Annotated in this window: 11 protein-coding genes; 2 read left to right on the top strand and 9 right to left on the bottom strand. The window is 58.2% G+C overall.

Annotated features, from left to right (window positions below; translation table 11 throughout):
- Positions 1-183: 183 nt before the first annotated feature.
- The 9 genes from G5253_RS13325 to glpT form a co-directional block, all read right to left on the bottom strand.
- A complete protein-coding gene (locus G5253_RS13325; protein ID WP_005350888.1) occupies positions 184-1,374 on the bottom strand; it encodes an amino acid aminotransferase in 1,191 nt (396 codons plus the stop codon).
- A gap of 145 nt (positions 1,375-1,519) precedes the next feature.
- On the bottom strand, positions 1,520-2,461 hold the full coding sequence (locus tag G5253_RS13330; RefSeq protein WP_213387004.1) for a hypothetical protein: 942 nt from the start codon (positions 2,459-2,461) through the stop codon (positions 1,520-1,522).
- A 171-nt stretch (positions 2,462-2,632) separates the two neighbouring features.
- Positions 2,633-3,505: an HTH-type transcriptional regulator HdfR gene (gene hdfR / locus G5253_RS13335; RefSeq protein ID WP_005337525.1), complete on the bottom strand. Its 873-nt coding sequence runs from the start codon at positions 3,503-3,505 to the stop codon at positions 2,633-2,635.
- Positions 3,505-3,876, bottom strand: coding sequence for a DUF413 domain-containing protein (gene maoP, locus G5253_RS13340; protein WP_005337527.1), 372 nt, complete (start codon positions 3,874-3,876; stop codon positions 3,505-3,507). The genes hdfR and maoP overlap by 1 nt, the downstream gene beginning before the upstream one ends.
- A gap of 298 nt (positions 3,877-4,174) precedes the next feature.
- Positions 4,175-4,657, bottom strand: coding sequence for a serine protease inhibitor ecotin (gene eco, locus G5253_RS13345; RefSeq protein WP_005337529.1), 483 nt, complete (start codon positions 4,655-4,657; stop codon positions 4,175-4,177).
- 218 nt (positions 4,658-4,875) lie between these two features.
- Positions 4,876-5,964, bottom strand: coding sequence for a glycerophosphodiester phosphodiesterase (gene glpQ / locus G5253_RS13350; protein WP_005337531.1), 1,089 nt, complete (start codon positions 5,962-5,964; stop codon positions 4,876-4,878).
- A 104-nt stretch (positions 5,965-6,068) separates the two neighbouring features.
- On the bottom strand, positions 6,069-7,556 hold the full coding sequence (glpD, locus tag G5253_RS13355; RefSeq protein ID WP_005350869.1) for a glycerol-3-phosphate dehydrogenase: 1,488 nt from the start codon (positions 7,554-7,556) through the stop codon (positions 6,069-6,071).
- A gap of 317 nt (positions 7,557-7,873) precedes the next feature.
- Entirely contained in the window at positions 7,874-8,632 is a 759-nt protein-coding gene (locus G5253_RS13360) for a DeoR/GlpR family transcriptional regulator (RefSeq protein ID WP_005347045.1), read from the bottom strand.
- A gap of 102 nt (positions 8,633-8,734) precedes the next feature.
- Positions 8,735-10,093, bottom strand: a complete 1,359-nt coding sequence (glpT, locus tag G5253_RS13365) for a glycerol-3-phosphate transporter (RefSeq protein WP_005337540.1) — start codon at positions 10,091-10,093, stop codon at positions 8,735-8,737.
- 489 nt (positions 10,094-10,582) lie between these two features.
- On the opposite strand from glpT, the gene G5253_RS13370 reads away from it, so the two are divergent.
- Together G5253_RS13370 and glpK are read left to right on the top strand one after the other, a co-directional pair.
- Positions 10,583-11,431, top strand: a complete 849-nt coding sequence (locus G5253_RS13370) for an MIP/aquaporin family protein (RefSeq protein ID WP_005350866.1) — start codon at positions 10,583-10,585, stop codon at positions 11,429-11,431.
- Between the two features lie 54 nt (positions 11,432-11,485).
- Complete coding sequence (gene glpK, locus G5253_RS13375; RefSeq protein ID WP_266135069.1) at positions 11,486-12,988, top strand: glycerol kinase GlpK; 1,503 nt, start codon at positions 11,486-11,488, stop codon at positions 12,986-12,988.
- The last annotated feature ends 79 nt before the right edge of the window (positions 12,989-13,067 follow it).

Below are 13,067 nucleotides of genomic sequence, written 5' to 3' on the forward strand. Positions count from 1 at the left end.
TGCCAGTTTAAAAGTCAGCGAGTAATCGCGCTGTGTCCGTTTCACACCTTGTCCCATCGGGTTCTCCATTTATTGGGAGGAAAGGTGTAAACCATATTCAGGACGGGACATGGCGATCAAAAAAGCCCGTCACCAAGGTGACGGGCTTTTCATGGCATAGAACCAGAGCGCAAGGTGATACGATTAAAGCACCTTGGCGATCGCCTCGCACAGGGGATCGATATTGGCGCGGGTAATTCCGGCCACGCTGATCCGGCCTGAGCCGACGATGTAGATGGCAAATTCGCTCTTGAGGCGCTCCACCTGATCCTTGGTGAGACCGGAGAAGGAGAACATGCCGTTCTGCTCGCGGATAAAGCTGAAATCCTGGCTCACGCCGAGGGCAGCCAGCTTCTCTACCAGCAGCTCGCGCATCTCGCGAATACGCACCCGCATGGCGGCCACTTCTTCGACCCACTCGGCATAGAGAGCCGGATCGCTCACCACGGCGGTGACCACAGCGGCGCCGTGTGACGGCGGGTTGGAGTAGTTGGCACGGATCACGGTCTTGACCTGAGTGAAGGCCACATCGGCAATCTCCTTGGTCGCGCTCACCAGCGTGAAGGCGCCGACCCGCTCGTTATAGAGGCCGAAGTTCTTGGAGAAGGAGCTCGCCACCAGCAGCTCGTCATGGCACTCGGCGAAGATACGCAGGCCTTCGGCATCCTCTTCGATACCACGGGCAAAACCCTGATAGGCGAAGTCAAACAGCGGCAACCAGCCGGCAGCAGCACTCTGCTTGGCCAGCGCGCGCCACTGATCGCTAGTGGGGTCGATACCGGTCGGGTTGTGGCAGCAACCGTGCAGCAGCACCAGCTCACCCGGCTGCACTTCGGCCAGCGAGGCCTGCATAGCGGCAAAGTCGAGTCCCTTGGTGGCGGCGTCGTAGTACTTGTACCACTTGACGGTCAGGCCCGCGGCCTGGAATACGCTTACGTGGTTGGCCCAGGTGGGATCGGAGATCCAGATGGTCTTGGCCAGACCGTTGCGCACCACGAATTCGGCCGCGATACGCAGGGCACCGGTACCGCCCGGCGCTTGCGCGGTCTTGGCGCGACCGCTGGCAACCAGCGCAGAGTGCTGCCCGAACAGCAGTTGCTGCACGATGCGGCCATATTCGATATTGCCTTCAATACCGAGGTAGTTCTTGGTCTTCTCGTCGGTCAGCAGCTTCTGCTCGGCTTTCTTGACACAGTGAAGAATGGGGGTGGCACCGGACTCGTCCTTGTAGATCCCTACGCCCAGATTGATCTTGTGGCTGCGAGAGTCAGCACGGAAGGCTTCGGTCAGGCCCAGGATCGGATCCGCTGGGGCGGCAACAACCTTTTCAAACATGGTATTCCCTGTATTCCGTTGAGTTCGTTGGGTGGCAAAGCGGCTTGATAAACAAAAGCGCTCATCTGGCGAGCGCTTCGTCAACTCTTTATATCACCGCGTTCAATGGGGGAAAACCGCTTTTTGGCTTGCTTTCAGGCCAATTTCAACCAACGGCATGCCATGCTGGCGCCAGCGCACACACCTCGGCCGACAAGCCACCATTGGACTCAACCAAACCGCTACAAACTGCTAACAATGGCTTGGGGATCCGGCTCGGCTCCCAGTGCCTAGCCTCAGTCAAAGGTTGGGCATACGCGCTGAGAATGGGGGCCAGATCACGGGGCAACCACCAGCTGGCCGGACGCCCCAGCCGCTGGGCCAGCGCCTGCAGCCGATCCACCCCGGCAGGATCGAGGGAGGTGAGATGACTCCACAGCACATTGGGGGGCAAGGCGGCCACTACCTGCTGCAAGGCGAGAGGAGCCGATGGTGGGGCCCACACCAGCAAGGTGCCAATATCAAGGGACATCTCGGCAAAGGCGCCGACGCTATCGGTGGTGATCACCCGCTCGATACTCCCCTCCCCCCACAGGATCTTGCCAAGACCCGCCAGTGTGCGCTCGGGTAGGGCCACCTCCCCCAGCGCCTGCAACCAGGGGGCAGCATCGATCAGGGTGCCGCCACTGAAAAAGAGGCTGAACGGCTGGGCGGCGCGCAAGCGCAACAGCTGATCGGCACAGAGCCGGATCCCCTTGTCCTCGAAATCGATCTGCTCGTTGGGGGTGAAGTTCACCTCGCTCTTGCGATAGAGCGCCGCCAGCACCCGCTCGTTGACCTGCTCCCCCAATTGCCAGCCCTGAGCATGCAACCACTCCTCTGGCTCGGGGGGAGCGGTGGCGATCTCGGCCAGCATCAGCTCGCGGGTGAGGTAGCGCCGCCCGGCCGGGGTGAGCTCATAGCTGTGGTTGCCATGGGCGAGCAGCAGCTGGTTATCCTTGAGCAGGCCCACCAGCGGTTGCCACTGGCGGCCACGGATCACCACAGGTGAGTGGCTCAACAACTGCTGCGCCAGTGCCCGCCATTCGGGGTGACTAAAGTCGATCAATTACAATCCATCCCTGTCAGTGCTCAATCGGATAAACAGCCTGAAAAGGTACCGTTACAGGCCGATGACGCCAAGCCTCCCGCGCCAATTACGTGACCTCGCTCCCTGCAATGTTCCCCAAACAGAAGAGCCCACCGTGGGGTGGGCTCTTCCTTGGATAACACTCGATACTTATTCGACGTTGAGGCGCAACTCGGCATCGTGCCAACCCAGTGGCAGGGTCAGCAGCTGATCGATCAGCTCCCGGCGATCGGATTTCTCCAGATAGGCGAGATAGAGCGGACGGCTCAGCGGCTGGCCCCCCTCCACCAGATGGAGCGCCCCCTTCTCGAGGAAGGGGCTGACCATCCGCCGTGGCAGGTAGGCAGCACCACCGTTGGCCAGCACGAACTGCAACGCCATGCTGGCGGAGCTGGAGTGCAGCACCGGGGTCTTTTGCAGGCTCTGCAAGCGGCTGGGTTGCGGCTCGAAGCTGGTGCCCCAGTCGAGGTGGATGTGCGGCATCTGCATCAGGTTGTCGGCATTGGCGGCCGGATCCCGGCTCACCAGCTCGAACACCAGCTCACCGATGGGATGCAGGGCAATCTCGTCGATCTTGGTGGGCTCGGAGAGCAGGGCCAGATCGAGGGAGCGCTCCAGCAACTGGCGGCAGAGGTGCTCGCGGGAAGCCGTTTCCAGCCGCACCGCCAAACCGGGCGCCAGCGCATAGATGTGATTGAGCCAGTCGTTGAAATCAAGCTCCCAGAACACCGCGGGCGCGCCGATAGCCAACTGCTGGCTGAATCCTGGCGAGAGCGCAACATCCTGCTTGGCGCGACCAAGGGTGTGCAAGATGGCGTCTGCGTAGGGCAGCAGACGCTCACCGGAGGCGGTCAGGCGGATGTTGTTGCGATGACGGGCAAACAGACTGACACCCAGTTGCTGCTCTAGCTGGCGGATCCGGAAACTCACCGCCGACTGGGTCAGGTAGAGATTTTCAGCAGCCCGGCCAAAGTGCCGGGTCTTGCTCACCTCGATAAAGGTCCGAAGCAGCTCGGTATCCATTAATCGATGGACTCGTCACTGCCACCACCGCTGCCACCACCGACATCAAAGCTGCCGCCACCGCTGCTCTCTTCGCTGGCGCCGCCAACGACGGTGCAGAGGCGATGAACGCGCTTGGGACCGATCACCTTGAGGTATTTGAACCACACCTTGGCATGGGGGTTGGCACCGGCCGCGCCGGATTTGACCTGCTCGACGAAGGCGGACTCGACATCGTCACGGGGTGCAAGGTTGCCCTGGTAGAGTGCCAGCATGGCGGTACCATACTTTTCCAGACTGTCCGCTTCGGCCACAGTGAATTCGCCACTGCGACGCAGGCCACGGGGAAAATGTTTGAAGTCGTTGAAACGCTTGTCTGATTCGAAGCTCATAGTGCTCTTTTTTCTGGTTAGTTTGACCTTTGCGGGCAAGTATCATCAGGCCATCGCCGAGTGCAAAATCAATTTTCTCACTATGTTAATAAATATCTTTTATCGAAGTCACTTTGCCCCATCGCTGACGCCGATTTTGTGGCATAACACACAAAAAACGTTGATAAATAATAAACTTATGTAAACGTGCAGCCAATTTGCACGTCACTTTTTGGACTGTGCAGGCAAAAATAAAGCGCCATACGGCGCTTTATTTATCACATCAGGTGAACCAGCTGAACCTTTGGTTCAAACATGCTTACTCAATCATGGCCGGTTGGGCCAGGTTGTCGGCACGCCACAGACGGTAGCGCACTTCATACTCCTGCGGCACGTAGATCACGAACGGCAGTTTTGAGTTGTAGTTCACGAAGAAGCCCTGACCGTAGATCTGGACGAAGGTCTCTTTCTGCTGGTTATCCGGGCACATCATCAGGGTGCTGATGGGGTCGGAGACTTTGCCCAGTTTCAGGTAGTTGTAGCCCCAGCCTTTGACGCTGTGCTGTTCCAGGTTGCCTGCAAAACGCGGTACGTTGCAATCAACCATCATCTTTTTGCCGACCTGCAGCTCGACCATCATGTCGGCTTCTTTCTCGACTTCAGGCAGGCGGATCACCACACGTTCCTGATTCACGTCAGCGGCTGGGAACATGCTGATATCAAATTTTTTCGGCTCGGCGGCGAAGGCATGGCCACCCAGCAACAAGGCGCCCAGCAGGCTAAAACGCAATACGGTTTTCATCTGTACCTCATGGGGTTGGTTCAACGCCGCTAGACTAACCGCTCTGCCGATTTCATGCCAGCGATCTGCTACGTAAAAACTGCGTAAAATGATGCAGATCCGGCACACCATGACGTGATCTGGCTATTTTCTGACAGGGCGCACACTCCCGTTGCGGGAACCTGAAACAAAAAGCGAGGCCAATTGGCCTCGCTTTGCATTCAAATGGCGCCAGAGTGCTATTTGGCCGCCTCTTGATGGGCCTTGATGACGGCCACCGCCTTGTCGGGGAAGTCACTGAACACCCCGTCCACATCGGCCTGATAGAGGAAGATGTTAAGGAGATCGGTGAAGTCCTTGGCATAGGCCGGGATCTGCCCCTCATCCTGACGGAAGGTATAGGGGTGAACTTTCAGGCCCGCAGCGTGGGCTTCTTTTACCATGCCGGTGAAGACCGGTTTGCCCAAAGTGCCCGGTTCGGTGACGATCATCGGCTTCCACGGGCCAATCCCTTCGGCATAGCTGGCGATGGTTTTCATCGCCCCCGGCTTGAACATCCAGTCATAGTTGTAGGGGGTCGCCTTGCCCTTGGCATCGTAAACCATGGTCTCGTTCCAGTCGGTCTCGGCCATCAGCTGCACCAGTTTCAGATCCATACCCATGGCGGGCATCAGTTCGCTGTTGATGCGCTTGAGTTCATCGGCATCGAAGCACTGCAGATAGACCTTGTCATCCTTCCCGGTGTAGCCGTACTCCTTGAGCACCTTCAGCACTGCTTTGGAGATATCCTTGCCTTCGTGACGGAACAGCCAGGGCGCTTTGATCTCCGGATAGATCCCGATGTTCTTGCCGGTGCTCTTGTTGAGCCCCTGGATCATCTCGATCTCCTCCTGGAAGGTGTGGATCTTGAAGTCTGACTTCCAGAGCGGGAAGCGGGCCGGATAGACCGGCACCTGCTTGCCATCCACCAGCTGGAATGGCTCGGTCATACGCAGGGAACGCACCTCATCCAGGGTGAAATCCACTACATAGTAACGACCGTCCGGACGGGCACGACCAGGGAAGCGCGCTGCCACATCGGTGATGCCATCGAGGAAGTGATCGTGCATCACCACCAGCTGGTCATCCTTGGTCATCACCAGATCCTGCTCCAGATAGTCGGCCCCCATGCCATAGGCCAATGCCTTGGACTCTAAAGTATGCTCGGGCAGGTAGCCGGAAGCGCCACGGTGGGCGATCACCACCTTGCCTTCATCGGCAGCCAACACGGGTAATGAGAGGGATGCCCCAAGGCTCAAGGCGATGAGGGAAACGGCGAGTTTTTTCATATGTGATGCTCTTTATTATTGTGTAGGTAATTGTTCTATCAGAGGTTTGTTGCATATTTACGGTGAAAAGCGGTGGGCAGCAGCGTACTGCCCACCGTCACACATCAGCTCGCCTTGCGCAGAGCCTGATGGTATTGGTCGAGCCAGATCTGCAGCATCTGCTGCTCTGACTCGTTCAGGCGCAGCCCAAGCTTGCTGCGACGCCAGAGGATATCGTCCAGTGAACAGGCCCACTCCCGCTCGATGAGATAGCGCACTTCCGACTCGTAGAGGCCGCCACCGAAGTGAATGCCGCGATCCTCTTTTAGCCAGAGACGGGCATGGGCGCCATAGGCCTCGGCAATGCGCAGGGCGCTGCGATCATCGAGCCAGTCAAACTCCAGCGCAAAGGCGCGGGCCAGCTCGCGTACCGAGCAGTCAAACTCGCCGCCGGGCAGACGGCTGGTCGCCGTCCAGTCATCCCCCATCTGGCTGAACCAGGGCTTGAGCTTGTTGCAGGCGGCCTGCGCCAGCTTGCGATAGGTGGTGAGTTTGCCGCCAAACACCGACAAGAGCGGCGCACCATCCGATTCGCCAGAGAGCTCGAGGGTGTAGTCGCGGGTCACCGCCTGCGGCGAGTCTGACTCGTCATCACAGAGCGGGCGCACCCCGGCGTAAGTCCAGATCACATCTTTCGGCGCAATCTGGCGAGTGAAGTGGGCGTTGACCACCTTGCACAGGTAGGTAATTTCGGCCTCGCTGATCTTCGCTTCCCGCGGGCTGCCGTGGTGCTCCACATCGGTGGTGCCGATGAGTGAGTAGTCCTGCTGATAAGGGATGACGAAGACGATGCGGTTGTCTTCGTTTTGCAGGATATAGGCCTCTTCGCGCTCATGGATGCGCGGCACTATCATGTGGCTGCCTTTAATAAGGCGAATGCCGCGGGGGGATTTCTCGTGCAGGCTCTCGTCGTAGAAGGTCTTGACCCAGGGGCCCGCCGCATTGACCAGACCACGGCAGGTGACGGTGAACTGCTCGCCCCCTTCCCGCTCCAAAGTGAGCGTCCAGTGTTTGGAACCGCGCACCGCCTTGATGCAACGGGTGCGGGTCTGCACGTCGGCCCCCTTGTCACGGGCCATCATGGCATTGAGTACCACCAGCCGGGCGTCATCGACCCAGGCGTCCGAGTATTCAAACCCCTTGTTGATCCCCGCGGTCAAGCCATCTTGCGGCAGAAAGCGCACACCGCAGCTCCCCTTGAGCTTGTCGCGCTTGGCCAGATTGTCATAGAGGAACAGACCGGCGCGGATCATCCAGGCCGGACGCAGGTGCGGGCGGTGCGGCAGGCGAAAACGCATGGGACGAGCAATGTGAGGCGCCATACCGAGCAGCACCTCACGCTCCGCCAACGCCTCTTTCACCAGCCGGAATTCGTAATGTTCGAGATAGCGCAAACCGCCGTGGATCAGCTTGCTGGAGTTGGACGAGGTGGCAGAGGCGAGATCTTGCGCCTCAAACAGGGCAACCTTCAGACCCCGTCCTGCCGCATCGGCTGCGATGCCGACCCCGTTGATGCCGCCACCGACGACGACCAGATCATAATGTTCGCTCATGTTCACCTACTTTCATTTTTATGATTGCTATAACAGCAATGTTTGATTTCGCTCATTTTAGAACATGAAAATACAACAAACGAACATTTTATGGTGAAAGTGTGATCGCCACAGCCCGCCAGAGGTGGCAAAAAGGACAGGTCAGCTGAGCAAATGGCGTCGGGCCGAAATCAGCGGGTTACTAGCCAAAAAAACCAGATTGAATAGTGGTTTTGGCAATACCCATAAAGGGGTGAGATGAGTGCAGGAATGGGAGACAAAAAAAGAAAGGAGGCCGCCCTGACGGGCGACCGGCACAGCCTTGGTGTGTTTCGCCGTCAGCAGATGTGGCAGGCGATCTGGTGTTGCGCCATCAATCGCGTCAGCTTTTCCGGTGGCTCCTGATCGGTAAAGAGGGCGTGGATCTGGCTGAGATTGCCCAGATTGACCATGGCATTGCGACCGAACTTGGTGTGGTCGGCGGCCAGGAACACCTGACGGGAGTGAGCGATGATGGCCTGGGCAATCTTCACCTCGTGATAGTCGAAATCGAGCAGGGAGCCGTCGTTGTCGATCCCCGAAATCCCGATGACACCATAGTCCATGCGAAACTGACCGATAAAGTCGCGGGTCGCCTCCCCCACGATGCCGCCATCGCGGTTGCGGATCTCGCCACCGGCGATGATGACGGTGAAGTCATCCTTGGCCGTCAGAATGCTGGCCACGTTGAGGTTGTTGGTGACGATGCGCAGCTCGCGGTGATCGAGCAGAGCGCGGGCAATGGCTTCGGTGGTGGTGCCTATGTCGATAAAGAGCGATGAGCCGTCGGGAATATTGGCCGCGACCTCGCGGGCGATGCGCTCTTTCTCCTTGAGTTGCATCACTTTACGGGCGCTGTAGGCGGTATTGACGGTACTCGAATGCAGGGAGGCACCGCCATGATGGCGCCGGATCTTGTTCTGTTCGGCGAGATCGTTCAGATCCCGGCGAATGGTCTGGGGGCTGACGTCAAAGTGGGTCACCAGATCGTCGGTCGAGACAAATCCCTGCCGCGTCAGGACGTCCAGGATCTCCAGATGTCGTTGGGTTTGCTTCACGCTTGCACTCCGATGATGAGACAAAAAAAGGCCCCGGCAGATGCGGGGCCTTTTGGCAGTTTACCTGATCCCCTTTGGGATCAATAAGCTGAGGATCACGTTTTATGCCTTATGGGCAGCCGCTTTCTTGGCCGCAACGGCAATGTTCTCATGCTTGAGGGTCATCGCCAGCAGGATGATGGAGAGCACGCAGGAGACAGTCAGCACCATGAAGCCGCCATCCCAACCGAAATGGTCAACGGTATAACCCAGCATGGCGTTGGCTGCCACGGCGCCGCCCAGATAACCGAACAGACCGGTGAAACCTGCCGCAGTACCAGCAGCTTTCTTCGGTGCCAGCTCAAGAGCATAGAGGCCGATCAGCATGACAGGGCCGTAGATCAGGAAGCCGATAGCCACCAGCGCCATCATGTCGATGGTCGGGTTGCCGGCCGGGTTGAACCAGTAAACCAGCACAGCCAGGGTCACCAGCACCATGAACAGGATACCGGCCGGTGCACGGCGGCCCTGGAACATCTTGTCAGAGATCCAGCCACACAGCAGGGTGCCAGGAATACCGGCCCACTCGTAGAGGAAGTAAGCCCAGGAGGAGTTGTCGACGGTGAAGTGCTTGGCCTCTTTCAGGTAGGTTGGCGCCCAGTCCAGCACACCGTAACGAATGAGGTAAACGAAAGCGTTGGCGATCGCGATGTACCACAGCAGTTTGTTGTGCAGCACGTACTTGACGAAGATCTCCTTGGCGGAGAACTCCTGCTCGTGGCTCTCGTTGTAATCCTTCGGATAGTCGTTCTTGTACTCCTCGATAGGAGGCAGACCGACCGATTGCGGGGTATCACGCATCACGAAGAAGGCGATCACCGCGATGGCGGCCGCCGCTGCCGCAGGCACATAGAAGGCACTGCGCCAGTCGTTGAACCAGCCCATCCCGAGGATAAACAGCGGGCCAATCATGCCGCCGCCCACGTTGTGCGCCACGTTCCAGACCGCAACCACTTCACCGCGCTCTTTCTGTGACCACCAGTGCACCATGGTGCGACCGCAGGGCGGCCAGCCCATGCCCTGTGCCCAACCGTTCAGGAACAACAGCACAAACATGATGGCAATGCTGGAGGTGGCCCAGTGCATGGTACCCATCATGAACATGATGGCAGCCGAGAGCAGCAGACCAGCGGAGAGGAAGTAACGGGCGTTGGAACGGTCAGAGACGTTCCCCATCAGAAACTTGGACAAACCGTAAGCGATGGAGACCCCGGAGAGCGCGAAACCGAGATCACCACGGGAGAAGCCCTGCTCGATCAGATAGGGCATCGCCAGACTGAAGTTTTTCCGTACCAGATAGTAGCCGGCGTAACCGAAGAAGATCCCGAAAAACACCTGCCAACGCATGCGTTTGTAGAAGGGGTCGACCTTGTCAGCCGGGAGCCTGTCGATATGCGCCGCAGGCCTGAAGAGACTAAGCATGTTCTGCTTCCTTATTGTTGTTATGGGCGGTTGAGGATGCCCTGACCATTCCAACGAATCATGTGAGTCCACTGATTCGTAAGCGAGCCTATTGTGCTCATATGCGCTCATTTAATCTGTGATGCATGCTCAAATATTGCAGTTTTATTACAAATAAAAGCTCCAAATGAGAAGTCACTCAGCAAGCGCCAGCCCTTGTGTAGCAAGGGTTGCAGGCTACCCCCTAAGTGGTAACTAGCGGTTATCAAGATGCTTTACGTCACATTTTCTTAGCAATGAGTGGGATCTTGTCCACATTTCCTATGGAGGGGGGATGGTGAAATTATTGGGAAGGGTTATTTTCTGTCACGACCGATAACGAGCGCAAACGAGCATAACGTTTGCGCAACACGCAAAAACAACAAGGAAACGTTTTCGGCAGCAACGGATAGACACAAAAAGATAAAACGGAACATCAAACCTCTACGGGTGGATATAAGGAACAAAAGTATGAGCATACAAAGACCCAATACCCTGCTTGGTGAGTGCATCGCCGAGTTTATCGGAACCGGCCTGCTGATATTTTTCGGCGTCGGATGTGTGGCGGCACTGGTGCTGGCAGGCGCCAACTTCGGGCAGTGGGAAATCTCCATTACCTGGGGTCTGGGTGTGGCCATCGCCATCTATGTGACCGGCGGCATTTCAGGTGCTCACCTGAACCCGGCTGTAACCCTGGCGCTGATGACCTTCTGCGGTTTCGACAAGCGCAAGGTGGTGCCCTACATCATCGCCCAGATGGCCGGTGCCTTCTGCTTCGCCGCCCTTGTCTACTTCCTTTATGGTAACCTTTTCACCCAGTGGGAAGTGACCCATAACGTGGTGCGCGGCAGCGTCGAGAGCCTCGGCACCGCCGGGATCTTCTCCACCTACCCCAATGCCCTACTGACCAATATGCAAGCTTTTGCCGTCGAGCTGGTGATCACCGCTGTCCTGATGCTGGGCATCATGGCGCTGGGTGACAACAACAACGGCGCCCCCAAGGGTTTCGCTGCCGCCCTGCTGATCGGTATCCTGATCGCGGTGATCGGTGCCTCCCTTGGCCCGTTAACCGGTTTTGCCATGAACCCGGCCCGTGACTTTGGTCCGAAACTGTTCGCGTTCTTTGCTGGCTGGGGTGATGTTGCCCTGACCGGTGGTCGTGACAACCCCTACTTCTGGGTTCCGATCCTTGGCCCCATCGTTGGCGCCCAGATTGGTACCGCTCTGTATGTCAAAGTGCTGGCTCCCTGCGTCCCGGGCAACCGTGTCGTCACCACCGAGCAAGCTACCCAAACCGCCAAAGAAGAGGCTGCCGCATAAGAGCGGCCCCCTCCAACGTATAAAAACGTGGAAAATAGAAACGTGGAGAACATCATGTCTGCTGAAAAGAAATATGTCGTCGCTCTGGACCAGGGAACCACCTCTTCCCGCGCCATCGTGTTTGATCAGGATGCCAATATTGTCGGTACCTCCCAGCGCGAATTCACCCAGCACTACCCGAAAGCGGGCTGGGTAGAGCACGACCCGATGGAGATCTGGGCGACCCAATCCTCCGTCTTTACCGAAGTGCTGGCCAAGACTGGCCTGCGCAGCGAAGAGATCGCCGCCATCGGTATCACCAACCAGCGTGAAACCACAGTGGTATGGGAAAAGGCCACCGGCAAGCCCATCTACAACGCCATCGTCTGGCAGTGCCGCCGCACCGCCGCCATCTGCGAAGAGCTCAAAGCTCGCGGTCTGGAAGAGTATGTTCGCGAGAACACCGGCCTGGTGCTGGATGCCTACTTCTCCGGTACCAAGGTGAAGTGGATCCTCGACAACGTGGAAGGTGCCCGCGAGAAGGCGATGAACGGCGAGCTGCTGTTTGGCACCATCGACACCTGGCTGGTCTGGAAGATGACCAATGGCGAAGTGCACGTCACCGACCCGACCAACGCCTCCCGTACCATGCTCTACAACATCCGCGAGCTGAAGTGGGATCAGAAGATGCTGGACGAGCTGGGCATCCCCATGTCCATGCTGCCGGAAGTGAAACCCTCTTCCGAAGTGTACGGCTACACCACCCGTGGTGGCGGCTCCCGCATCCCCATCGCCGGTATCGCCGGTGACCAGCAGTCTGCCCTGTTTGGCCAGCTCTGCTTTGAAAAAGGGATGGCCAAGAACACCTACGGCACCGGCTGCTTCATGCTGATGAACACCGGCACCGAGCCGGTTCGCTCCAGCAACGGCCTGCTGACTACCGTTGCCATCGGCCCGAAAGGGGAAGTGAACTACGCGCTGGAAGGTGCGGTGTTTATGGGCGGCGCCACCATCCAGTGGCTGCGTGACGAGCTGAAGATCATTCACGATGCCCGCGATACCGACTACTTCGCCTCCAAGGTGGGTGACACCAACGGCGTCTATCTGGTACCGGCCTTCGTCGGCCTAGGCGCGCCCTACTGGGATCCCTATGCTCGCGGCACCATGGTCGGCCTGACCCGTGGCGCCAACCGCAACCACATCATCCGTGCCGCGCTGGAATCCATCGCCTATCAGAGCCGCGATGTGCTGGATGCCATGCAGCAAGACTCCGGCATCAAGCTGGCTGCGCTGAAAGTAGACGGCGGCGCCGTGGCCAACGACTTCCTGATGCAGTTCCAGGCTGACATGATGCACACCCCTGTGGTGCGTCCGACCCGCATCGAGACCACCGCCATGGGCGCCGCCTTCCTAGCGGGTCTGGCAGTCGGCTTCTGGAAGAGCTCCGACGAGCTGGAAGACAAGTTCAGCGTGGACCGCGAGTTCATCCCGCAGATGGACAGAGACGATCGCGCCAAGCGCTACAACGGCTGGAAAAAAGCGGTTGAGCGTTCACGCCGTTGGGCTGAAGAGGATTGATCGGGCTCCCGACATTCCGTTGAGATAAACACCAAGGAGGCCGACCATCACGTCGGCCTCTTTTTGTCTACCCCTTGCC

The organism is Aeromonas sp. 602658, from assembly GCF_049173005.1.
Taxonomy (GTDB): Bacteria; Pseudomonadota; Gammaproteobacteria; order Enterobacterales; family Aeromonadaceae; genus Aeromonas; species Aeromonas veronii_A.